Annotated in this window: 22 protein-coding genes and 1 pseudogene; 7 read left to right on the top strand and 16 right to left on the bottom strand. The window is 58.2% G+C overall.

Features of this window, described 5'->3' with window-relative positions; translation table 11 throughout:
• Positions 1–124: 124 nt before the first annotated feature.
• Both A3AY_RS0114435 and A3AY_RS35325 read left to right on the top strand, forming a co-directional pair.
• Positions 125–1,264, top strand: coding sequence for an RHE_PE00001 family protein (locus A3AY_RS0114435; protein ID WP_018326374.1), 1,140 nt, complete (start codon positions 125–127; stop codon positions 1,262–1,264).
• Between the two features lie 782 nt (positions 1,265–2,046).
• Positions 2,047–3,522, top strand: a complete 1,476-nt coding sequence (locus A3AY_RS35325) for a Cap15 family cyclic dinucleotide receptor domain-containing protein (RefSeq protein ID WP_018326372.1) — start codon at positions 2,047–2,049, stop codon at positions 3,520–3,522.
• Here the strand turns inward: A3AY_RS35325 and A3AY_RS35320 are convergent.
• Genes A3AY_RS35320 through A3AY_RS0114405 form a run of 4 tightly spaced genes read right to left on the bottom strand, consistent with a single transcriptional unit; the run spans position 3,519 to position 7,816 of the window.
• Positions 3,519–3,974 carry a Mov34/MPN/PAD-1 family protein gene (locus A3AY_RS35320; protein ID WP_018326371.1) on the bottom strand — a complete coding sequence of 152 codons (456 nt, stop codon included), beginning with the start codon at positions 3,972–3,974 and terminating at the stop codon, positions 3,519–3,521. The genes A3AY_RS35325 and A3AY_RS35320 overlap by 4 nt on opposite strands.
• The gene (locus A3AY_RS0114415) at positions 3,965–5,650 is read right to left on the bottom strand and encodes a ThiF family adenylyltransferase (protein WP_018326370.1); all 1,686 of its coding nucleotides are present in this window, start codon (positions 5,648–5,650) and stop codon (positions 3,965–3,967) included. The genes A3AY_RS35320 and A3AY_RS0114415 overlap by 10 nt, the downstream gene beginning before the upstream one ends.
• A 10-nt stretch (positions 5,651–5,660) precedes the next feature.
• The gene (locus A3AY_RS39175) at positions 5,661–6,683 is read right to left on the bottom strand and encodes a cyclic GMP-AMP synthase DncV-like nucleotidyltransferase (RefSeq protein ID WP_018326369.1); all 1,023 of its coding nucleotides are present in this window, start codon (positions 6,681–6,683) and stop codon (positions 5,661–5,663) included.
• On the bottom strand, positions 6,680–7,816 hold the full coding sequence (locus tag A3AY_RS0114405) for a patatin-like phospholipase family protein (protein WP_018326368.1): 1,137 nt from the start codon (positions 7,814–7,816) through the stop codon (positions 6,680–6,682). The genes A3AY_RS39175 and A3AY_RS0114405 overlap by 4 nt, the downstream gene beginning before the upstream one ends.
• Before the next feature lie 385 nt (positions 7,817–8,201).
• On the opposite strand from A3AY_RS0114405, the gene A3AY_RS0114400 reads away from it, so the two are divergent.
• Together A3AY_RS0114400 and A3AY_RS0114395 are read left to right on the top strand one after the other, a co-directional pair.
• Positions 8,202–8,933, top strand: coding sequence for a Cap15 family cyclic dinucleotide receptor domain-containing protein (locus tag A3AY_RS0114400; RefSeq protein WP_018326367.1), 732 nt, complete (start codon positions 8,202–8,204; stop codon positions 8,931–8,933).
• Positions 8,923–10,050, top strand: coding sequence for a nucleotidyltransferase-like protein (locus A3AY_RS0114395; protein ID WP_018326366.1), 1,128 nt, complete (start codon positions 8,923–8,925; stop codon positions 10,048–10,050). Before A3AY_RS0114400 ends, A3AY_RS0114395 begins: the two co-directional genes overlap by 11 nt.
• Before the next feature lie 374 nt (positions 10,051–10,424).
• On the opposite strand, the gene A3AY_RS0114390 is transcribed toward A3AY_RS0114395, so the two are convergent.
• The 10 genes from A3AY_RS0114390 to A3AY_RS0114345 all read right to left on the bottom strand — a co-directional run bounded on the left by A3AY_RS0114390 (position 10,425) and on the right by A3AY_RS0114345 (position 20,477).
• The gene (locus A3AY_RS0114390) at positions 10,425–11,318 is read right to left on the bottom strand and encodes an amidohydrolase family protein (protein ID WP_018326365.1); all 894 of its coding nucleotides are present in this window, start codon (positions 11,316–11,318) and stop codon (positions 10,425–10,427) included.
• A 71-nt stretch (positions 11,319–11,389) separates the two neighbouring features.
• Positions 11,390–12,367: a substrate-binding domain-containing protein gene (locus A3AY_RS0114385; protein ID WP_026203439.1), complete on the bottom strand. Its 978-nt coding sequence runs from the start codon at positions 12,365–12,367 to the stop codon at positions 11,390–11,392.
• A gap of 41 nt (positions 12,368–12,408) precedes the next feature.
• A complete protein-coding gene (locus A3AY_RS0114380) occupies positions 12,409–13,422 on the bottom strand; it encodes an ABC transporter permease (protein WP_018326363.1) in 1,014 nt (337 codons plus the stop codon).
• Positions 13,419–14,912 carry a sugar ABC transporter ATP-binding protein gene (locus tag A3AY_RS0114375; RefSeq protein WP_018326362.1) on the bottom strand — a complete coding sequence of 498 codons (1,494 nt, stop codon included), beginning with the start codon at positions 14,910–14,912 and terminating at the stop codon, positions 13,419–13,421. Before A3AY_RS0114375 ends, A3AY_RS0114380 begins: the two co-directional genes overlap by 4 nt.
• Positions 14,913–14,921: 9 nt before the next feature.
• Positions 14,922–16,181 carry a TRAP transporter large permease subunit gene (locus A3AY_RS0114370; protein WP_018326361.1) on the bottom strand — a complete coding sequence of 420 codons (1,260 nt, stop codon included), beginning with the start codon at positions 16,179–16,181 and terminating at the stop codon, positions 14,922–14,924.
• Entirely contained in the window at positions 16,178–16,708 is a 531-nt protein-coding gene (locus A3AY_RS0114365; protein WP_018326360.1) for a TRAP transporter small permease, read from the bottom strand. The genes A3AY_RS0114370 and A3AY_RS0114365 overlap by 4 nt, the downstream gene beginning before the upstream one ends.
• Before the next feature lie 26 nt (positions 16,709–16,734).
• Positions 16,735–17,739, bottom strand: a complete 1,005-nt coding sequence (locus A3AY_RS0114360; RefSeq protein WP_018326359.1) for a TRAP transporter substrate-binding protein — start codon at positions 17,737–17,739, stop codon at positions 16,735–16,737.
• Positions 17,740–17,811: 72 nt separating this feature from the next.
• Entirely contained in the window at positions 17,812–18,849 is a 1,038-nt protein-coding gene (locus A3AY_RS0114355; RefSeq protein ID WP_018326358.1) for a transketolase family protein, read from the bottom strand.
• The gene (locus A3AY_RS0114350; protein WP_018326357.1) at positions 18,846–19,685 is read right to left on the bottom strand and encodes a transketolase; all 840 of its coding nucleotides are present in this window, start codon (positions 19,683–19,685) and stop codon (positions 18,846–18,848) included. The genes A3AY_RS0114355 and A3AY_RS0114350 overlap by 4 nt, the downstream gene beginning before the upstream one ends.
• Before the next feature lie 30 nt (positions 19,686–19,715).
• The gene (locus tag A3AY_RS0114345; RefSeq protein ID WP_018326356.1) at positions 19,716–20,477 is read right to left on the bottom strand and encodes an SDR family NAD(P)-dependent oxidoreductase; all 762 of its coding nucleotides are present in this window, start codon (positions 20,475–20,477) and stop codon (positions 19,716–19,718) included.
• Between the two features lie 146 nt (positions 20,478–20,623).
• Between A3AY_RS0114345 and A3AY_RS0114340 the strand changes: the two genes are divergently transcribed.
• Both A3AY_RS0114340 and purU read left to right on the top strand, forming a co-directional pair.
• Complete coding sequence (locus tag A3AY_RS0114340; protein ID WP_026203437.1) at positions 20,624–21,496, top strand: LysR substrate-binding domain-containing protein; 873 nt, start codon at positions 20,624–20,626, stop codon at positions 21,494–21,496.
• Between the two features lie 16 nt (positions 21,497–21,512).
• A pseudogene (purU, locus tag A3AY_RS39170) lies at positions 21,513–21,650 on the top strand (formyltetrahydrofolate deformylase); the annotation flags it as partial.
• Positions 21,651–21,727: 77 nt separating this feature from the next.
• On the opposite strand, the gene A3AY_RS0114330 reads toward purU, so the two are convergent.
• The gene (locus A3AY_RS0114330; protein WP_018326353.1) at positions 21,728–22,012 is read right to left on the bottom strand and encodes a hypothetical protein; all 285 of its coding nucleotides are present in this window, start codon (positions 22,010–22,012) and stop codon (positions 21,728–21,730) included.
• Between the two features lie 68 nt (positions 22,013–22,080).
• Between A3AY_RS0114330 and A3AY_RS0114325 the strand changes: the two genes are divergently transcribed.
• Positions 22,081–22,311, top strand: coding sequence for a hypothetical protein (locus tag A3AY_RS0114325; protein ID WP_018326352.1), 231 nt, complete (start codon positions 22,081–22,083; stop codon positions 22,309–22,311).
• Positions 22,312–22,447: 136 nt separating this feature from the next.
• Here A3AY_RS0114325 and A3AY_RS0114320 read toward each other — a convergent pair whose 3' ends face one another.
• Positions 22,448–23,314: a LysR family transcriptional regulator gene (locus A3AY_RS0114320; protein ID WP_162709267.1), complete on the bottom strand. Its 867-nt coding sequence runs from the start codon at positions 23,312–23,314 to the stop codon at positions 22,448–22,450.
• Between the last annotated feature and the right edge of the window lie 55 nt (positions 23,315–23,369).

The raw sequence follows: 23,369 nt of genomic DNA, 5'->3' as shown, positions 1-23,369 counted from the left end.
TTGCGGCGGGAAATCAATCACCTCCGATAAGAGGTACTTATCGATGGTTAGCCACTCAACCGCAAACCATACCATGTGAGGAACCACAATATTCAGATAGTGTTCCTATAAGAAATCATTTACCATGATTTCAATGGCTTATGATCTTGCGAAAATCAGCATGACAGCTTTCATGGAGCCGGCATTCCGCGCCGGTGTCGCGCTCACGCGTCTGGACGAACGCATTGCCCGCTCGCCGGTCGGCGTAGGCTTCCTCGAACGATCCCAATTCACCGACGCTTGCGCCTCGCTGTGGATCGACGGCGAACTCGTCCATCTCGAAGACCTCGTCCTCCATGATGCCACGCGAGACATTCGCACGCCAACCCATGAGCTGACCATCGCTCGCGATGTTTTGCGAACCCGTCGGCGCATCGCTGCCCAGTCGCCGGATTGGGCCTTGTCCGCCGAGGGTATCCGAACCTTGCGACAAACATCGGACATCAATTCGGCCGGCGCGGGCGAGGGGAAGACTGCCGTCGTCATTCGCCCCGCGGCGCCGATAAATCCGGAAGGGGAGGGCGAGGAGGGTGACGACGTGGAAAATCTCCCCGGCGTCGACTATGCCGCCATCGATGCGGTGTTGGCCCGATCGGAGGCCGCGATTGAGAACGCAACACGGCCCGGCCGCGCCGGCGCGGCGGAAAAAGATCCGATGATCTACGATCTCGACTGGGACGAGGACGCGCGGCTGGAGGAATGGCGCGGCGAGCTGCGGCAGTCACAAGACTTGCCGGCGGTGCTGCAGGCGATCGTCACTCTCGATGCCTGGAACGAACTGTCCGTCCTGCAGCATGCGCCCTGGCTCGGCCGGCTGCTGGCCGCGTCGATCCTGCGCCAGGCCGGCGTCACCAGCGGCGGCCATCTCGCGGCTATCAATCTCGGCCTCAAAACCATTCCCGTCGATCGGCGCCGGCATCGCGATCGCGAAACCCGGCTGCTCGCCATCGCCCATGGACTTTTGGCGGCCGCCGAGCTCGGTCTGAAAGAGCATGACCGGCTGGCGTTGGCGCGCACGATGTTCGAGCGAAAGCTGGGCGGACGCCGGACGTCTTCAAAACTGCCGGAACTGGTCGAACTGGTGATGGCGAAACCGCTCGTGTCGGCCGGGATGGTGGCGAAGGTGCTCGAGGTGACGCCGCAGGCGGCGCGGCGGATTGTTTTGGAACTGGGCCTGCGCGAGATGACGGGCAGGGGGAGGTTTCGGGCGTGGGGGGTGTTGTAAGCACACTGGCAGCTTTGCGCCGTTTGGGACGCAGAGACTACGACGAGATCCGTCGAAAGCAGACACCGCTCCTACTATCTGGACATGCCAAGCTTGACCGCCGGCGATGACGCGGGCCAGCCGAGACAGGCTTTAGACCACGTCAGTTGCGATGTTGATCCCGAACGCGGTCGAAAGCGTCTGGAAATAGAAAATTAAGACGATCGCCGGAGCGGGCTTTGCGAGCCGCGGCCCGCTTGCCATCAATTTAATACAACTGCTGGCAGGATTTTGGTCGACGGCGCGACAAATCTCATGTCATAGAATCACCCAATTCCAATCAACCTCGATCTGCCAATGCATGCTCACGATTTAACGGTTTGTACCGAGCTGTTCCACTTGCTGTGTACGGTGCGCAGCGAAGCGGGCGCGACCTTCACAGGGGTCGGGGTCTTGATAAGTGACCACCCACATGATCTCCCATTGTCGCCGCTAAGGCCCGACGGGCGCGCTCAGAACGGGAGAACGCTCGCTAAATTCTTGTCGGAGATTTCCAGGGAATCAAGCGATCTGCACGATGGATTCCATCTTCTATCGTCGGATTTCAAAGTGATATCGACATCCCTCTATTTCGCACCTCCAATAGTCCCCACCCTCGGATTTGATAGCAATCGAAAGGTCGGCGCACGCTTCCTGACGGCGATGTTTGGGTCATCACTCAGCAGCGTCATCGCAACAGGCGTGGCGAGCCCTTCGTATGGAGTGGTGGTATTTCATCGTGGTACGGAGGTTCGGGCGGCGTCATGAATCCTATTGACCATTCGAGCGATGCCACGGCTTCTCAACCCACCAACCAGAAAAATGGCCTGTCGACTAACCAGCTGCTCAGTGGGCGCTGGGACATGGAGATAGTTTGGCACCGAGCTGAAGCCACTGGGAAAGCTTCTGCGACTGCGGTAATTCGCGAGACCCCGTTAGGCATCGATATGAAGGTCCACTCCCCCGGGTCGGATTCGCACACAATTCTCGCGCATCCAAACCAAGAACTGTCAGGCGCAACCGTCCTTCATTACATCTATCAGGTCGAACCGAAGGCGATTTGGCCGGATGCACACGGTAGCTACAAGGGAGCCGCAATTCTTCGCCTTGACGAATACACAGGTGAATTGAGTGGCAATTATTGGACTGACAGCCTCTCGCGCGGCCACTTCAAGCTAAACAGACGAATTGAGAGAACAGAAACGGTGAAACCACAAGCGGTCGATGTACTCCTGATCGCCGCACTGGAGGAAGAGTTGTCGGCAGCGGTCGAGGTCTTCTCAACAGGCATCGGAACGCTCAAGGGCGTGCAGTCCTGGGATCAGGCGGTCACTGCGGATGGGGACGAATATCAAGTCGGGGACTTCGAAGGAAGTGGCGGAACGTTGTTTCGGATCGCTCTTGCAAGGCCAACGCGGATGGGCTCGATAAGAACCGGGGGGCTTGCGACGACTCTGACCGACCTTGTCAGGCCCCGATGCTTGGTAATGTGCGGAGTTTGCGCCGGGAATCCGAAAGACATGGAACTCGGCGATGTGGTGATCTCCGAGCTTACTTATCAATATGACGAAGGCAAAAAGGAAGCAGAACGGTTCGTCGGCGATCATCGACAAGTCCCGATCTCGAAGCGATGGCTAAAGGCTAGCCAAGCGCTGAAAACCGAGGGCCTACCTAGTTTTGGTCCGCCGTCCGACGAAGATCGCACGCTTTGGCTGCTACGCAAGATTTACCAAGGCATCTCACCCGCGACCCATCCTGCTCGCACACGATATGTACCTGAAGGGACTTGGAAAACCACAATGACCGGTTTGGAAACAGCCGGCCTGATCAAGGCCAAAGGCAACGCGTTCAGTTTGACGAAAGCGGGGACCGATCTGGTCAATCGGTCGATGCTAATGGACGTCGATCCTCCTCGTACCCTCCCATTCGCGATCAAGACGGGTCCAATCGCCAGCGGTAACGTTGTGGTCAAGGACGGTGTCACATGGGAGCGGCTGGCGGAAATGGGCGTACGCTCAGTCCTGGGGCTTGAGATGGAAGCGGCGACCATTGGTGAAGTGGCGAATACGAAGGGCGTTGCGGAATACTTGGTCGTGAAGGGTGTGATGGATCACGCAGATGCCAACAAGGCAGATAGGTTCAAGGCATTCGCGGCCAGAGCGTCGGCTGAGGTCTTGCTTAGATTTCTTATCGACCGTTTTCTCGACCACCAGCTATCTAAGGCCGCGAACTTAGGTTAGCCGTGAAATGACACGTGCAAACCACCCGGAAAAGCCGCAAGGCCGACGACTATCAATAGCAGACCCGGGGTGTAAAGCGTTGATTCCCTCACCACATTCTCGATGCTCAAGATGTCGTCGCGAGAGGGCGTCGGCACCTGCTCCGGATGAGTGTGCCAATCCCCAACGTATTGAAGCCCGGCGGAGAAGTGCTGGTCGATTTCCTTTTGCTCGCTCTTTCGATCCGGCCAGAAATGAAAGCGGCCCCGACGGTCGGTAGCCTTCGGCCCTGTCGCGGCGACCACATGCCAGACATTGCCCTTGATGTCTGCGAAAAGCTGGCCTCCGGCCTCTCGTGTGAACCACCCCTTTTGGCGGTGCGCGTCAAAGACCCCGAGCGCCGCCGGCTCGAACCGGACCGTCACCCGATGGAACTTGGCGACGACCGCACCACCTTCAATACTCACGGCCACTGTCGCTCCAATATACCTGACAACGACGACGCCGGCTTCACTTCGATGAAATCATCCGTCCATCGCCCTTGCGCACGCGCCAAGTTCCGATCCGACGTCCACCATGTTCGCCAAGCATTATTCATACCGAGGTCAAGCAAGCAGTCCAGACTAAGCTCCGCTATCATGGCCTGGACGGCAGCGACCTCTGTCGATCCGAACGGTGTGGTCCCGTTCCCGCATTCCTTCGGCGGCGACCGATCGCTCTGGGACGACGGACGACGAGGCATCCCGTCGTCAAAACCTTCGAGGAAGCGTGCTCCATTGCCATGCAACAACAACGCATGCCCCGCTACACCCCAGGCTTCCATCCAGCCGAAAACCACCGGGATCGGTTGATCGGATTGGCGCGCGAGCTCGTCGATGTAGCTATCGGCGTGAAGTGAACCCGTCGTCGCGATGATCAGGTCCGCCCCTTCCACGATGTTGGTCCCCGATCCGATAAGGTCTTGGATGGTCTTGGGGTACGATCGAACCTTGACGATTTCGGGAAGGTCTTTCCTCAGGTCGGACGCAAGCGCGTTCACCTTCAAGAGGCCGACGCTTCGACCTCCGAGTTCATGCCTCCGTATGTTCTCCCATCCGAGCAATTCGCGATCGACGAGATCAAGTCTTCCGATCCCGGCTTTGGCCAATAAGCGTGCGACGCCGCCGCCGATGGCCCCGCAGCCAACAACGACAGCCCGTTTGCCAGCGAGGTTGGGTAGGTCGATCACGCTTCTGGTAACCGCACTGTCCAACCGCGACGTTCTGAGGCGTTGGATCGAGTAATGTTCGAGCAGGTCTCCTACGCTAACGACATCACCACGGCGAAGCCCGGTTCGGGGCTTTCGGCGCGACCCATTCTTCTGCGGTGGGCTAGACTTGAGAAGCCTCACTCCCGCGAAGACGCGGCGACCGGAGGGGGCCGTACCAACAAGAACCAACACAGTGCCGTTGGGCAATTGGCTCAAGGCGCTCAACATCCTTTCGCCGCCGTCGACTGAATGGGTTTGGAGCAACTCCAGGAGACTGGCTGGGCTGGAAGGAAACATTGATGGTTTGGGAAGCTTGCTGAGCTCGATGTAATGGGCGGCATTGGTATGGCGTGGTGCCGCCTCCATGCGGTTCTCCCACCACCGCAGCATCGCCGCATTGCTCGAAAAGGCGAAGACATCCTTACCGACCAGCACGTATCGCCCTGTGGCCGCACCTTCGTCATGAAGCACCGAAAGAGCTGGACTACCGACATCGGCGCGCTGGCTCCAATAATTGGAGAAGTCCTCCTTTAGGTCGTTGTCCTCCGCTCCCGTCTGGTGGGCGTAGAGCAGTTCGAGGGCTTCAGCGAGGACCTGTCGTGCGGCCTCCGCTGGATCGGTCGAAAACTCAACCTTAGTCAAGCACAGACGACCATCGAGCTCGACATGCGGAAGATCGAGTGCGGCGTCGTACTTGATGATGTAGGCGTTCGGTCGTGAATATGGAAACGCCAAGTCTGCCGCGATAGCGAGATCGCGTCCCCATACCTCGAAGAACCAGAGGTGACGACCCGTCGACCGCCCGTTCGCGTCCAGACAGGCGCGATTGCCCCGATACTCCGGCCGGAAGGTCTCGAAGAGCGCGGACACGGCTCCAATAGCATCTTCGTTCGTAAGCATGACCGTTTTCTCAGGCGTAGCGCGTTTCACCCCGCTTGACCGCGGGACCGACTTTCTGCGCCAGAGACTTGGCTCCATCGGGTTCCGGCTGCCCGGAGAACCAATCGGTCGCAAAGAACTTGTCCCACGCGCTCATCGCGGTCGCGTGGTCGCACTCCGGATTGTCGAGCACGTCGAGGTGCTTGAGCTTTTCGTCCAATTTTTCGTGGAGGAACTTGGCCTTGGCATTCCCATGAGCGATAATGTTTTCGTCGAGTACCGGGTGTTTGACCGCCTGGTTCCAGGCGAGCTTATCGCGGATTGCTTTGGCGACATCGCGAAGTGCCTTGTCATCTCGATCAGCCACTTCGACCCAATGGTCGGCAACAAGCTTCGAAATGACGAAGCCGTTCGAGATAATCCCCTTCCAGCTGTTCCTGCTTCGAGCGAACGCCTTCAGGAGTCTGACCACCTCCACGAATTGGCCGTTGTCGCCATTCTTCGAGGCGTTGCCGCAGTTGTCTTTGTTGAAATCCTGGAACCAAGAAGTCACCGCCAATGCGTCCGACTTCTTCCAGACGGAACTCGCCAACTCGTAATGGTCCTTCTCTTCACCCGTCCACGGGTCCTCGACGACAACATGTCGATAGACGGGGACGTCGATATGGTAGCCCTCGTTGTAGTAAACTCGGACGCAGTTCTTCAGCACCTCGGGCGCATCGTTGAAGCGCTTGTCCTGAAGAGCGTCGCAAACCATTTCCCTTGCGGCGAGAGATGTCTTGTCACCGCCATTTGGCCCGACTAGGTCTTCCTTCTTGAAGTAGACGCCGTCATCAATGTCGTAGTCCTCGTCCGTATTGACGATCATCGTCCGCATCGCATAGGAACCCTGCGTCCGTTGGCCGATCGGCGTCGGATCGTCATTCGCCGCAAGGCCGTCCTTCAACCGCTTGCGGTTGGTCTTGGCTTTCGAGAAAATGTCCTTCCGGCTCTCGTTGGGGAGCCGGACCTCGTCACGCTGGTACTTCGCTACCTGGATATGGCAGTCTCTCATTCGAAGAACTCCTTGGGTATGCCTGCCTCCGGCATCGTCGGCAGTGACATCATCAGACTGTGGATCAACTGGCCCTGTGGATTGCGGGGGTCATCGCACGCGCTTTTAACCATGTCAGCATCCGTCGACGCCTGGCTTATGAGCGCATTCATCGCCTCGGGTCGGCTATCATCAAGACCAAGGTATTCCAGCTTTGCCGCAGGGATTTTTTGTTGCGGAAACCGTACATGGTGGACTTGCCGGCCGCATTTGCTCAACACGTTCGCGAACATGCGGGCCATGTTGTCGAACGCGAATTCCTGTGCGGTGATACTGAGCGGCCCGACATCTGCACCGAGCTTCCACTGCAGCATCGACCTGTGGACATCGTCGGGGGCGATCTCTTCGCCCTCCGGCCGCGAACATGTGCCGAGGGAAAAGATTTCGATGGGCTGGCCATCGTCGGCGTTCAACAGCGCGTCTAACATCCCCACCATTACGGGATTGTTTGCCCATAGTCCGCCGTCAGCGAAAACCTGTATCTGCTCATGCTTGCTATCAGGGTTCTTGATAGCTGCCAACGACCGGTAGATCGGCGCGGCGCTTGATGCGAGGCAGACGTCGACAAGCCTATAGTTGTCGTCGCGGACGCCGCTGGTCTTTGTTTTTTTAAAAACCCAGGAGCGATGGGTGCTCATGTCCACCGCCGGGATCGCAAGTGATAACCCGCGCCTTTTGAACACGTCGAGCATGGTTATCTCGCCGAGCTCGGCCGTGAGCGCTTCCCGCAACGCGAGGTCGCCGGCCCGCACGACTGTGCCGCCTTTCGCGATCCGGCTGACGAGCTTGGCCTTGCTGTCGGTGATGCGCTCGGGGAAAATCTTGGCTCCGAAATCCCAGTACAGCTTCACGAGATCGCTCATGGGACGCCCGATCGCCGCAGCACAGGCGATGATCGATCCTGTGCTGGTCCCGGCGATCAAATTGAAACCGCTACCAAGGTCGAGATGCCCCTCACTGCGGATTCGGCGATATTGGTCAAGTAGGCGATCTAAGAACGCGGCGGTGTAGATTCCACGCATCCCGCCACCGTCGAGACACAACACTCGGAAGGGCTCGATCCGAGGGGGTGTAGGCCCTGTAAATTCTGCCATCGCGTTCAATTCTTAATTCGTTTTTCGAAGCTGTTCTCCGCCACTTCTTATGGATGAGACTTTCAAAGTTTTAGGGGATCACTCACAATTCTCATTAATATTGAGCTTCGCGATGATTGTGAGGCGTAAAACAGTTGTAATGTCTTACAGCGGAATGTCCATGACGCGAATGACTAGCTCCACCGAGAGACAGCTTGAGAATGACGGTGGTTTTACTTCTCTGTCAACCTATGCGATTAACGATTTTCGGATATCCACGGTTCCGCCGAAATCAGTCTTCAAGCATGCGCTTTCAGGCCGCCGCTCGCTCCGCGCTGAATCGTGAGCGCTCCGCTATACCCACTTAGGCCATCTCCATCGGAAAATTTCAACCGAAATAGATTCTGTGGAAAGTTCGCCAATTGTTCTAACGCGAATTGATTTCGCAGAACAACTTTATGTAAATGATAATGATCTCCAAAAGGACGGTAGCGTGTTTAAAGAGCATGAGTACGCCTTGCTAGGCGGAATGAACCGATCCAACGTTGGACGGCATTTGGCGAGATTGGCGGCCCTGATCTCCGCAGGTATTGTTTTCCTTCTCTTGTCAGCAATCGATATTGCTGCCCGCTACGGCCTACCTGTGAATTTGCCACCTACAGTGCTTTCGCTTGTAGGTGCAAGCATGGTATTCGCGGCCCTGTATTGGTTTTTTGATCGCTTTCTATGGCGTTGGCCACTGCTTGCCCGAATTTTGAAAGTCCCGGATATAAGCGGCAAATGGGTGTGCAAGGGCCGCACGTTCAACCGTGCGGATGGCACGTTCCGAAACGACTGGGATGGGACGATAACGATTGTTCAGTCCTGGGATAAGCTGTTTGTCCGGCTTAAAGGTCCTCAGTCCGGCTCCCATAGCATCGCAGCAGCGATAACCTGTGACCCGGTAGAAGGATACCACTTGCTCTATAATTACGTGAACGAGCCCAAGGCGGGGGAAGCCGATCTCAAATCCCATCGGGGATTCGCGCAGATTACATTCACAGCCGACCGCCAATCGGGCGAAGGCGAATACTTCAACGGCTTTTCCCGCGATACCTTTGGAACCCTCCAACTGGCGAGGGCTGAAAATGGCTCGTGATGTCAATAGGCGACTCGAACAGCTCGCGAAGCGTCGCAAAGGGACTGACCGTCTCGGAAACCTGAGCTATTCCGAGCAGACGGAAGTCATCAATAAAAGCATTCTGGACGAATCTTGGCAGAAACGCGCTTTGGATAAGCCCAACACGCGCTACGCCCTTGGAGCGATGCAGGCTGTTGATCCTGACTACACCCGTATCAGTTTGGAAACAGCAGAGCGCGTCGGCAATCAACTTCTCAGCAGGTTGGAAGCCCAGGGGCTTTTTGTTGAATTCAGAATCCAAGGTTCCGTCGCGCTGGATGTGCATATTCGCGGCGTAAGTGACGTTGATCTGCTGACATTGGACAGATATTTCTACACATTCAATCGTTTCGGGCCGAAAAGCGGAAGCTACAGCGGAACAGGGACAACAGAAACCTCACAAGAACGACTAATGAAAATTAGGCTGAAATCTGAGGTCGCTTTGAATGACGCCTTCCCAGCTGCAACAGTCGATAAATCCGGAGGGAAAGCGATTGCCATTTTTGGAGGATCGCTGGCACGGCCGGTCGATGTGGTGCCATCCCATTGGTACGATACGGCGGAATACCAAACCTCGGGCCGCGAGGCAGACCGAGCAGTGACCATTCTGGACAAGGATGTCCCCATAACCATCGATAATTGGCCTTTTCTTCACATCCACAAGATCCATGAGCGAGACAGCGCGATAGGTGGCGGCATGAAGAAAGCTATCCGCCTTGCCAAGAATGTGAAAAATGACGCCGAAACGGAGGGCACGTCGATCGCCCTACCTAGCTTTGACATTGCCTCTATCATGTATCACGCCGACCTACAGGCTCTATCGCGAGGAAGCATTTACGAGTTAGCGGTTCTCGCAGAAGCGCAGCGTCACCTTGATTTTCTTTCCAATAATCAAAGCTATGCAATGACACTTGAGGTGCCAGACGGTTCGCGAAAAATCATCGATAAGGCCGAGAAGTTCAATGCATTAGAAAAGCTATCAACTGAATTTGATGACTTGGTGCGCGAGGTGGCTAGAGAACAGGGTAAGAATTTGGGTCTCCTCCCCAGCCTTCAGGAACAGCGCAACATTCTACAAGACAGTTACATTTTGTAGTTGCACGCGGGCATGCGGGGGTCTGTACGCCAGCCTGAATACCTGCGCATTTGGAATGCTAATTCCCTTGGAGCTGCCGTTACAGGGAATCCAGCAGGAGCTAAAGGCGCCGACACAATGCCCTGTTACCGCAGGCGACCTCTGGCCGAAGCTTATGAAGGGGACTGCAGCGAGCGACAAAGCCAAATGGTGCTCGTCCCACACTGACCAGGCTGAAAAGGCACCAAGGCGGTAGTTTCGAATGCGGCCGCTGCAATCGCCCGATCGAAAGCCATTATTAAGTAATATCAGCAGCTTCGTGGATTCTGACAGCCGAAACTATTGGGGTCGTGAGTTCAGGTCCGTTCAAGGCGAGTAATCTGACAGGTTTCGGCTCAGAGCCTGTAGAACCTTTCGGCGTTCTCATAAAAGAGCTTGTGCCGCTCATCGGAACTGAAGGATGCGGTGATTGCCTTGAAGGCGCTCCAGATCGCGTCATACGTTGAGAAGAGTTTATCGACGGGGAAATTGGAAGCAAACATGCAGCGATCCGTCCCGAAGGCATTGATGGCTTCCTCAACATAGGGGCGTATGCTGTCCACCGTCCAAGTCCAGTCGCCCATCCCCAGTCCCGAAATCTTACAGGCGACATTCGGCGCTTGCGACAAGGCTTTCATGCCGGATCGCCATCCCTCGAAATGGTCAGGTCCGTCGACCTGCATCCCCGTATGGTTGAGAATGATCTGAATGTCCGGGAATTCGCGTGCAAGATCAAGGAATTCCTCCATCTGCCAATAATAGAGCTGCAGGTCGAAGCTTAGGCCACGTCGGGCAAGCTCCCGAAAGCCACGCCGCCATTCCGGCGTGCGGCTGACTTCAGCTTCTGTCAGATAGGTCTTCGCGGGGTCAGTGTGAAAGTTCATGGATTGGCGGATACCGCGGAAGTTGGCGTATTGCCCATGCTCATCGAGCAGTCTTCCGACATCCGGCTTGCGCAGGTCGGCATAACCGACGATGCCGTGCGGAAATCCATGCCGGTCCGCGATGCCCTGCAGCCAACGGGTTTCGCCCGCCGGATCCGCCGGATCATATCCGACGTCGAGATGCACGGCCTTGACCAGGTTCTGTCCCTTGGCATCGGTCAGGAAATCATCGATCAGGTAGGTCTTGTTGATAGCGGTATAATCGCCGAAAGCCGATGGCTTCACACCATCGGACAGCCAGGGATAATAGCCGTTCTCGAGGTCCCAGAGATGGAAATGCGGGTCGATGATGGGGAGATCTTCCATGGTGGCTTCCAGTGATCGTGATCGGGTGGACAATCGGGGTGCCCGTTTCACCACGGACACCCCGTCGACTATCAGTTGGCCGGCGGGAAAACGCGCGCGATGACTGCCTTGGCCTCCGGGGAATCGACCTTGTCGGCGGTGACCAGCGGCATGACCAGCGCCAGATCCTTCTCGACGGCTGCACCCGTCAGCGCATTGTAAACCTGTTGCGTTCCATCGATACCCTGGCCGACAGCTTCCTGGAAGAAAATGCCCTGAATGGCGTTCGCTTTCAGCAATCCGATGGTGGTCGGGCTGCCGTCGGCGACGGCGATGCCCACCTTGCCGGTCAGCCCGCGCGTCTCCAGAACCTTGGCCGCCCCTGTGCCCGCCTCGTCATACATGCCATAAATGGCCTTAATATCGGGATGGGCGGTCAGCATGTCGTTGGCCTGGGTGACCGCCTCATTGATCGTCAGGGCGCGTGTTTCCAGCATCTGCGCGAGATCGCAGCCATCCGCCTTGAACGCTTCCTCGGCTCCCTTGAGGTATTTCTGGGCGTTCTCACGATCCTGGGGCAGAGAGAGCATGCCCACCTGGTTGCCGCCGCGCTCCTTGGCGAGCTTGCAGACGAAGCTGCCTTGCGCCTTGCCCGTCTCGTAATTGTTGGCGGTAACCGAAGATGTGTAGTCGGCCTGTCCCGGCTGCGGACCGATGCCGGCAAAAGCAATGGGGATATTCTGAGATTTCAGGTAGGCCAGCAGCGGTGGTGTGCTGGTCGAGCTGACCGGCCCGATAACGATCGCATCGACACCTTTCGTCACGGCCGTGCGGGCATTGTCCATCTGCTTGGCCGGCGAGTTTTCGGAGGTCAGCTCGATGTAGTCCATGCCGAGCTCCTCGGCCTTCTGCTTGACGCCGTAGCCGACCCACTGCCAATAGGAAATGTCGAGCGACGGGGCAAGATAGGCGACCGTCTTTTTCTCCTGCGCCTGCGCGGCATTGGCGCCGAGCGCCGTCGCCAGGGCAACCATCGCCAGAGTGGCATGTTTATGCAGACTGTTTTTCATTTCTTCCTCCTCAACGAAGCCAGCACTGTGCTGGCCTTTCTTCATCCGGCTCCCCGCCGGGATTTGCTGAACCGATCGATCAGGACGGCGATCAGGATCGCCACGCCGGTGACGGAGCCCTGCCAGAAGCTGTTGATGCCGATCAGGTTGACGCCATTCTGAATGACCGTGATCATCAGGGCGCCGAGTACCGCGCCGACAGCCGTGCCTGTTCCACCGAGAAGACTTGCCCCGCCGATTACGACTGCGGCGATCGCCTGAAGCATGAGGCTGGAGCCTGCTGTCGATTCTGCGTTGAGAATGTAGGAAATCGTCAGGAGTCCGGAAAACGAGGCGAGAAGCGACGAGGCGACATAGGCCAGGAACGTCGTGCGCTTGACGGGGATGCCGAGCAGACGGGCTGCCTGCGCACTGCTGCCTACGGCGTAGAACCAGCGACCGGCGACTATCTTCTTCAGGAAAAGCTCAATCACCACCAGCAGCACGATGCAGAACAGGATGTAGTTGGGCATGCCGGGAACAAGGCTGCCGCTGTTCAAAAGCCAGAAGTCGGGATCGCCGATGGGCATGGAGCGGCCATTGGTGACAATGAAGGCGAGGGAGCCTGCGACGGCGAAGGTGATGAGGGTGACGACAAAGGGTGCAAGCCCGGCGATGGTGACGAGAAATCCGTTGATCGAACCGAACAGCAGCCCGACGGATAGTCCGATCAAACTGGCTTCGAAGCCGCCGAAGCCGTGGGCCATCGCCTGGGCCGTCACCATGCCCGTCAGCGAGAAGACCGAGCCGACCGAAAGGTCGATGCCGCCGGTGATAACCACGAGGAGAACCCCGAGCGACATGATGATCAGCGGTGCGCCGGCCTGGGTGATGTTTGCAAAATTGCCCCAGCTCAAGGCCTGCGGCACCTGCGAGCCGACGGCCAGAGCCAGAACAATGATGGCAATCGCGATTGCGATCTCGGTCCGGTAGGATCCGATGATGCTTTCCCTGTGCTGGATTTCAAACGTCGCTTGTTTGGTGTCCGCCGATGCCTGGGTCGTATTCTGTGTCATGCTGCCATTCCCGTGAGTTCTGCGAGCCTGTCCTCGCTCAAGTCTTCATTTTCGATCACCCCGGCGCAGCGGCCCTCCGTATCGAATGCCATGACGCGGTCGCAGACCTCGAGCAGTTCGGCGTTCTCGGTCGACCACCAGACGATGACGGTCCCGCTCGCCGCCATCTGCCGGATAAGGTGATAGATTTCACGTTTGGTGCCGATATCAACGCCGCGCGTGGGCTCTTCCAGAACGAGCAACCTGGAGGGCAGACCGAGCCATCGGGCGAGCAGCAGCTTTTGCTGGGTTCCCCCACTGAGCGTGTTCGGGAGGTTCCAGATCGAAGCAGCTTTCACCTTGAGCGCCTGCATCAGATCGAGACATTCCGTCTGTTCGTGTACACCAGTCACCTTGCTGCCGCGAACAACGCGCCGGGATGCAAGGACATTATCGATGATGGGCAGGCTGTGCAGAATTCCCTTATGGGACCGGTCGCCGGTGATGAAGCCGGAGCCAAGTCTTGCCGCCTGCCGCGGCGAGCTGAAACTGTCCGGCCAGGACGCGTGCGACACCGTCCAGCGTCTGGATCGCGCCGCGCCAACCAGCGTGGCGATCAGCGTCGACGGACCAGCCGGAGCGCCGGCGACACCCAGTATGGTGCCCGGCCTGAGTTCAAGACGGAAGCCGTTTTCCTTGATGATCAAGGGTTCCCCGTCAAGGGCGCGGCGCGTGGGGACAGCCGCTCGTTCGGAGACATGGGCGGTCGCCGTCTGCCCCATCTTCTCGATGATGTCCGCATCCGTCAGGCTGGCAGTCGCGGCGCGATCGACGACGGTGCGTCCATCGCGGATGATGGTGCATACATTTGCTATCTGCCGGATTTCCTTCATGCGATGGGAGACAAAGACGACCGACAGCCCGCTTTCCCGGGTAAGCCGTCGCAGCACGGTAAAGAGCCGATCTGTTTCCTGGGCGGTCAGATTGGCCGTCGGCTCGTCCAGCAGGATGAGTTCGGCGCCCGAGGCAAGCGCGCGGGCAATCTCGACCATCTGTCCTTCATGCAAGCTCAAATCGCCGATGAGCCGCTGAAGGGACGTCGCCGCAAACTCACGGTCGATCATCGCGAGGGCATCATAGGCCTGCCCGGCCGCACGCTTTCTGTTGAACAGGGCGGCGCCATTGGCGAAGTAGGGAAGAGCGATGTTTTCGGCAACGGTCAGATGCGGCAAAAGGGCCAGTTCCTGATGGACGACGGCAATCTTCCGCCGGCCTTCGGCTTCTGTCCGGAGCTCTCCCGACGGACTATGGAACACGATGTCGCCGGCATCTTTCGCCGCCGACCCGGTGATGATCCGGATCATCGTCGATTTACCCGCGCCGTTGCCTCCCAGCAGGGCATGTACCTCTCCGCGATCGACGGAAAAATCGACCCCCTTCAGGACAGATGTTGCACCATAGGCCTTGGTCAGCCCGCTCACTGAAACGACAATTTGACGTGCCGTACCCATGTCATGCCCTCAATAGATGGTCAGTGCGGGGATGAAGCTCACGCCGAACAGCACGAGCATCGCCATGGTGAAAAAGGGCCAGAGTTCGCGGGTCGTCTCGCCCAGCGGGGCCTTTGCAATCGACGACGAGATAAACAGGGTTGTCCCGATCGGCGGCGTGTAGAGGCCGATGCCGAGGTTCACCACCATCATCAGGCCCAGTTGCACGCGATCGAGACCGATGGAATCCGCCAGTGGCACGAAGATCGGACCGAGAAGAAGGATTGCCGGCGGCATGTCCAGAGGCATGCCGACTACCAGCATGATCAGGTTCATCATCAGGATGATCATGATGGGGCTCGAAATGTTGCTGGATACCCACGCCGCCATATGTTGCGGAGCCTGGTCGAATGTCAGCACCCAGCCGACCGCCGCGCTACCCATGATGACCAGCATGACGATCCCCGTGCCCGTGCCGGCCTCGACGACGTTGTCGCAGAAGCGTTTCCAGGTCAGGTCGCGGTAGAACAGCAGGCTCAGCAGCAGGGAGTAGACCACGGAAAGGACGGCGACCTCGGTGGGTGTCGCCAGTCCGAACCGCAGGAAGAGAATGATCAGGATCGGCAGAAGAATGGCCGGGAAACTTTTGAGAACCAAGAATCCCAGATCGCGTTTGCGGATGGCTTCGGCGCTGGTCTCGTAGCCGCGGCGCACGGCAATGAACCAGCAGACGAAGATGAAGCCACCTGCCATCAGAAGGCCGGGCAGAATGCCCGCGATGAAGAGGTTACCGACACTAACCCCGCTCACCAGCGAAAAGAGGATCATCGGGATCGACGGCGGAATGAGTACGTCGATGACGGAGGACGTCGCATTGTTTGCGGCACAGAGTGCCGGCGGATAGCCGTGCTTTTTCTGCCATGGAATGAGGACGGATCCGAGCGCGCTGGCATTTGCGACCGCCGAGCCGGAGACGCCGCCGAAAACCACCGAGGAGACGACGGTTGTCGACAAAGGCCCGCCGCGCCAGCGTTGCATCGCCCGGGACGCCAATTCGAGGAGCTGCCGGCCGAGCTCGCCGCCCAGCATCAGCGTGCCGGCGAGCATGAAGAAGGGCAGGGCGAGCATCGGGAAGGACTGTGTTTGATCGTAAACCTGCTGGGCGACGACCGAGAGCGGCACGTACCCATTGAAGAGGACGGCCGCACCGGCCGCGATGATCAGGGCGTAGCCGACCGGCACGGCCATCACCATCAGAATGCAGAATGAAAGGATCATGATCAGGGTCATAGCGGCACCTCTTCGGCGCTTGGTTCGACGCGGCGGTCCCAGCCGAGGCGCAGGACACGAAGGGTCGCCGCGACGGTAACGATGGAGACGAAGAAGGCTCCGATGGCGAGAGAGTAGTAGCCGATGCTGTTGGGCAACTGCAGGACGGGGCTGCGCTCGATGCTTGCAATCTCGGCGACGATGCTCGCTTGATAGGCGAGGACGAGGAACGTCGCGACACTGATGCCATTGGCGACACTGAAGGCGATGAGACGGTATGGCCCCCGGAGCTTGTCGTACAGCCACTCGACCGCCATATGGCCTCCGGCATATGCCGCCAGCACGATTCCCGCGAGGATGAACCAGGGAAAGATCAGCATGGGCAGTTCCTGCGCGAACGAGAAACCGCCGCTTTTCAGCGTGTAGCGGGCGACGACGTTTGCCGTCGTCACCAGTGTCAGGGCGATGCCGGTCACGATTGTCACGAAGCGCGAACCCTGCACGACGAGTCGTGCAACTGCCTCCACGAGGTCCTGCAGCCTATCCATGATAGCCTCCGGATGATGCGAGGGCGTCAAGCCCTTGCTGCCGCTTCGATCTGACCGACGAAATCTCCGAATGGCTTGGCTTTCCAGAGATCGTAGACTGGTGCTGTGGCCTTGATGAAGGCCTCGCGGTCAACCTCAGTCACTTCGACCGCGGCGTTGCCCTTGAAGATCTCGAGCACCTCGGCCGCCTTTTCAGTCGATAGGCGACGCTGCAGTTCGCCGGCCTCCTTGGCTGCCGATTGAATAGCCTCGAGGTCGCTGCCAACGCGCGCCTGGGCGATTTTCGACATCAGGAAGGGCGTCGATTCCCATTTGTGCGCGGTAAGGCTGATATATTTGTTCACCTCGTAGAGCTTGGAGCTCTCGACGTTGGCGAGGGGGTTTTCCTGCCCATCGACCACGCCTTGCTGAAGAGCGATGTAGAGCTCGCCAAAAGCAATCTGCTCGGTGCTCGCACCCAGAGCTTGGAAGATGTCGATCGTCATCGGGTCGGCGGGTGTGCGAATCTTCAGGCCGGCAACATCTGCCGGGGTTGCCACCTTGCGTTTGGAGTTTGTCAGATGGCGGACGCCATTGTCCCACCAGTCGAGCGGAACGACGCCGACGGCATCGAAACGCGTGTTGAGCTCTGCCCCGATGGGGCCTGAGAGAACGGCGATGGCCTTTTCTGCGCTATCAAACAAAAAGGGGAGGCCAAGGGCTGCCAGTTCGGGCACGAGGGCTGACGTTGCGCCCTGGCTGTTGGCCGTGAAATCGAGCGCGCCGGTCCGCAAGCTGGTCAGCATGGCGGCATCGCTGCCAAGCGTTTCAGCGCCTGCGACGTTGATCGTCACCCGGCCGGCTGTCTTTTCGGCGACAAGTTCCGCGAACTTTGCGGCCGCAACAGTCCGGGGGTTTCCTGGTGCTGCACCGTGACCGAGGGTAAGTGTCGTCGCCGCCCTTGCGGGCCTGACGCTTGCAAGGATTGTCGGTGCAGCGAGCGTTGCAGCCGCAGTTGCCAGGAATGTACGTCTATCAATTCGCAAGTTCATTTTCTCCTCCTGAATTTACTTTCGTGATACCCGGCCCTGACGGCTCCTCCCTTCAGGACCGGGTATCGATTGTCATGCGTCCAGCCAGCGCCGGATCGACGCTGCGATGCTGTTCGTGGAAAGGCCGTATCGATCATGGAGCGTGGGCAGGGCGCCTGCGTCGAGGAATTCGTCAGGCAGACCGATCTGCCTGAAGCCGGCCGGCCTGACATCCGATCGCATGAGGGTTGCCGCCACCGCTTCTCCGAGCCCGCCGATGACGGTATGGTTCTCCGCGACCACGACGAGGCGGTTTTGTTTCCGGCATTCGGCGAGAATGGCCTGCTCGTCGAGCGGCTTGATTGTCGGAACGTGCAGGACGGCCACGTCCACGCCGTCCTTTTGAAGCGCCTTTGCGGCCTCCAGCGCACGCATCGTCATGAGGCCGGTCGAGATGACCAGCGTGTCGCGACCGCCGCGAAGCAGCTTTGCCTTACCCAGCTCGAACGTATAGCCGTACTCGTCGAGGACCAGCGGCACGTTCCCGCGCAGAAGACGCATGTAGACCGGGCCCTTGTGGGCCGCGATCGCAGGCACCGCCTGTTCGATTTCCAAGGCGTCGCAGGGGTCGATGATCGTCAGGTTCGGCATGCCGCGGAACATGGCCAGGTCTTCGGTTGCCTGATGGCTTGGGCCATAGCCCGTCGTCAGGCCCGGCAATGCACAGACAATCTTGACGTCGAGCATTTCCTCGGCGATCGCAAGGCAAATGAAGTCGTAAGCCCGGCGCGACGCGAAGACGGCATAGGTAGTCACCCAGGGCTGGAAACCTTCGCGCGCCATTCCGGCGGCAGCCATCATCAGCAGCTGTTCGGCCATGCCCATCTGGTAAAAGCGATCCGGATGCGCGGATCTGAAGACATGCAGATCCGTGTATTTTGCGAGATCGGCTGACATGCCGACGATACGGTCGTCCGTTTGCGCCAGCGCTGCCAGCGCATGGCCGAACGGTGCAGGTCTGGTTGGCTGATCGGGTCCGGCGATCGACGCAATCATCGCCGATGTCGTCAGCCTGGGGCGATCTTCGCCCTGCGTCAGGAAATCCGGACGACTATATTTCGAGCGTCTCATGCCGTCCCTCCCGCATCGATGATCCTGAGAGCCTCGGCCCATTCATGCGGTTCGACCCGCAGGAAGTGATTGCGTTCTCTTGCTTCGAGGAACGGTACGCCCTTTGCCATCTTCGTATCGCAGATGATCATGCGGGGTCGGGCCTCGGGATGGCTTCGCGCGGCATCGAATGCCCGGACCACGGCTTCGATGTCGTTGCCATCGACCCGCTGCGTGAACCAGCCGAACGCTTCGAACTTGGCGACAAGCGGCTCGAAGTTCATGACGCCAAGGGACGGGCCGTCCGCTTGCATCTGATTGACGTCGACGATCGCGATCAGGTTGTCGAGCTTGTAGGAGCCCGCCGACATCGCCGCTTCCCAGGTCGATCCTTCATCCAGTTCGCCATCGGAAAACAGGTTGTAGACAAAGGATGCGGACTTCTTACGCTTCAGCCCGAGGCACATGCCGACAGCAATTCCGAGTCCATGGCCGAGCGACCCGCCGGTGATTTCCATGCCGGGCGTGTAGGCAGCCATTCCGGACATGGGCAGGCGACTGTCGTCCGTACCGTAAGTTTCCAGTTCATCCTCAGGAATGATTTTTGCTTCGATCAGGGCGGCGTAAAGCGCGATCGCATAATGCCCGATCGACAGAAGAAAGCGGTCGCGTCCTTCCCATTCGGGATCGTCCGGCCGATAATGCGTGGCGTGGAAATAGGATACCGCGAGAACATCCGCGATGCCGAGAGCCTGAGCGATGTAACCCTGGCCTTGGACTTCGCCCATCCGCAAGGCGTGGCGGCGGATGCGTCGCGCCCGTTCCGGCAGGCTTACATTGTGACCGATCTGGGTCATTGAATTCTCCTGTGGCGAGCCTGCGCTCTATCAGTGGATCAGCATGCCGCCATTGACGTCGATCACCGCACCGGTGACGTAGGCAGAGAGGTCGGAGGCCAGAAACAGGTAGATGTTCGCAACATCGCGCGCGTCGCCTAGCCGGCTTAAGGGAATGCCCTTGATGATGTCGGTTCGCATCTCGTCGGTCAGCTTTCCGCCCGTGATGTCCGTCTGGATCAGGCCGGGGGTCACGGAATTCACGCGGATGCCGACCGGGCCGAACTCGCGGGCCATCGCCTTGGCAAGTCCGAGCACGCCTGCCTTGGCCGCCGAATAATGGGGGCCACCAAAGATGCCGCCGCCGCGTTGTGCAGAAACCGAGGAAATGCAGGCAATGGAGCCGCCGCCATTGTCGCGCATATTGGGAATGAAAGCCTGGCTGAGAAACAGGATGCCAGTCATGTTGACGTCAACAATGCGATGCCAGTCGGCCTCTGTGATGTCGAGCGTCTTGACCGGCTGGGTGATGCCCGCATTGTTGATCAGCACGTCAACCTTGCCGAATGCCGATACGACCGCTTGGGCGGCCGAATCGCATTCAGCCTTGTTCGAAACGTCGCAGCGAAGGCCGATGTGGCTGCCCTGGTCATTCACCGGCAAAGTCTGGGCCGCTTCCTTCGCGGATTCACCATCAAGATCCAGTATGGCGAGACGCGCTCCATGTTCTGCAAACAGTTCTGCAGTCGCACGGCCAATGCCGCGTTTGCTCGCCGCGCCAGAAATGACCGCGGTCTTCCCCTTCAGTAGCATCTATGTCTCCTCCCAATGCCTTCCTCAAAGCATCTGGTTGATGTTCCGGCAGCGGATGAAGGCTGCTGCTGGAATTTGTGGCTGAAAGGGGCATGTTCGACAAACGCCAAGTTTACATCGGTAGGTGACTGTGATTCACTAATCCGATGCTGCACATGACATCACTATCCGCCATGCGTATTTTCGAATCCGCCGCGCGGCTCGGAACATTCCGGTCCGCTGCCGAGGAACTGAATCTGTCGCCAAGTGCCATAAGTCACGCGATTTTCAGGCTAGAGAGAGACCTGGGTGTCGCGCTGTTCGAACGCAGCACGCGCAGTGTCAAGCTGACATTTGCTGGCCAGACGCTCTTGACGCATGCCTCGAATGCCTTCGAGGAACTGCGCAGAGGTGTTGAGCAAATTTCATCGAATAAGGCGCAGCTCCTGCGTCTCCATTGTGCGCCGAGTTTTGCCGCACAGGTCCTCTCGCCGCGATTGCCGCAGTTCCTGAAAGAAAACCCGGGCGTGGAGGTGAGGGTTGCGGCCAGCACGAACTATGCCCGTTTCGTCGACGGGCTCTTCGATGCCGATGTTGTTTACGGGGAGCCTCTCAACCGCGAAGACCTGATAGTCATTCCGCTGTCGGAGGAAATCATTGCCCCGCTCTGCTCGCCAGAGATGGCGGCGCAGATCAAATCTCCGAGGGACCTCTTCCGCCTGCCTCTCATCCGGAGCGATTTGAAACGGATTCAGTGGATCGACTGGTTCGAAATCAACGATCTTGGCCCTCCGCCCGCGCCATCGATCAGCTTCGACAGAAGTTTCCTGGCGATAGACGCGGCAGCCAATAGCGTTGGCATAACGCTTGAATCGAACGTCCTCGCTAGGAGAGAGCTAGAGAGTGGAAGATTGGTGAATCCGTTTGCCGGCAAATTCCGAGACAATCGATACATCGGCCACTACGTCGCTTATCCCAAATCGGGCAGCCAAAGGCGACTGGCGCGCATTTTTGCCGATTGGCTGATCAATCAGCGCTGACTCAACATAAGAAGATCTCGTCAATCACGATATTCCGCTCCACCACATCCCGGTCACCAAGGCCAATGAGTCACGGGCCGAAGCCCGCATCATGGCCGTGGTCGAGCAAACCGGCACGGAACTCATCGTGCTGGCCCGCTACATGCAGATCCTGCCGTCGTTCCAGGGCGCCAAATCTCTAAATGAGTAGGTCGATTGGACACATTTAAGTGAGCCATTGCGCCGTTTGCATCAGACGTCGACCCAACACTGAGCTTCTGCCGACCGGGCCATGGCGTGCACGACTTGTTCGATCTCCAAGCCTTTATCAAAGTCGCTCACGTTTGCATTCATGTCCCCACCAATCGCCATTAGCAGCTCGTGGCACTCGATCACCTTAAGTTCGTTGAAGCCCAGTCCATGGCCGGGTGCTGGAATGAATTGGCGATAGGGCGGATGTTCCGGGCCGGCGATTAGTGTGCGATAGCCCTGCTGGCCGACCGGATCGTCGACGGAGTATAGCTGCAGTTCGTTCATGGCGGAAGTAACGAGAGTTCCTGACGCGGCCGAAGTATTGGCGTCGTCCGCGTTGACGGGTGCAGATCATGGCTGTTGGCACGCATGCAGTCAGTACCCAGTTCCACTGCGAGTGTTCGCCGCAATCGCTTTCGGCGTGGACCGCGACGCCCGGCTACATACCAATCTTCGAGAAGCACAGAGGAGTGGGCTCATATCGTCGCTTTCTTGAGCAGGCCTATCCACTCATGGGCGACATGAACGCGATGACGAAGCGCTTGTATGCCAATATGGCTATAATTAACGGCCTGAAGAAATAATACCTTCTCTGGGCTTCAACGTGGTTCGGCCGTGCTCAACTTGGTACATTGGGCCACGGCAGAAACTGTGTCGTGGGAGCAGAGGTACTGATGATGAATAGCGTTCCAGATAAATTAACCAGGTCACGCTAGTCGACTAAGCGACGTTTTTCAGTTTTGCAGCTGCGCGAGCCTCCTCTGCAAAGGCTTTCACAAGGCGTTCGTTCGTCGTCAATCTCGGAAAAATTATACCCACGCCTCGAAAGGGTGCTCCGTCCAAGGATATTTTTCGTAAGGACAGCCCCTCCGGCCATGGCGGCAGCCAGTCAGGCACCAGCGATACCCCCAAGCCCCTGTTCACCAGTACGGCGATCGCCTCGAGTGAATCAAGTTCGTATTTCTCTTGAAGGTTGATTTTCAACCGTCTCAGGTACGTTTCCGCCGATCGTCCGCCCCAGTGCTTTCGGTCATAACGGATGAATGGGGCGTGCTTCAGAAGCGCGATTGGATCGTTCTCGGCTTCATCACTACTGCACAGAAGGACGAGGGGATCTTTACGAAGCTCATGCCATGTAAACTCTTTGGGAATGGCAAATGGGGGCTCTACCAATATTGCCGCGTCAAGGTTGCCGTCGATCATTCTCTGAAACAAATCCGACGACTGTCCGGGCTGCACGTCGACCTGTATCCCGGGCCGCTTCTCCTTCATAGAGGTGAGGATTTCCGGAAGGAGTCCGGTAGTCATCGAGTGGATGATGCCGACGCGAACCCGGCCAATCTCTTCATTCTGGTTCGCTAGGCCAGGCAGGCTTTCCGCCATTTCGACGATGCGCCTGGCTGCATCGACAACGGCGGTTCCTGCTTCAGTGGCTCGCATCGAATGACCAGCTCTCCTGACCAACGCTGCGCCAATCTCATCCTCTAACGCCCGCAGCCGCTGAACGACCGCGGAGGGTGTGAGGTTTTCCTTTCGCGCGGCAGCAGCGATGGAGTTAGAGTCCATCACCGAGAGTAGCGTCTTCAAGAACCGCGTTTCCATTGTTTAGACTTTCTGCATCTCAAACACATGAAAGCGCATG

It is taken from the genome of Rhizobium giardinii bv. giardinii H152, from assembly GCF_000379605.1.
GTDB classification, from domain to species: domain Bacteria; phylum Pseudomonadota; class Alphaproteobacteria; order Rhizobiales; family Rhizobiaceae; genus Pararhizobium; species Pararhizobium giardinii.
The sequence above is the reverse complement of the archived record's forward strand: the minus strand, read 5'-3'. Positions and strand labels throughout refer to the sequence as shown.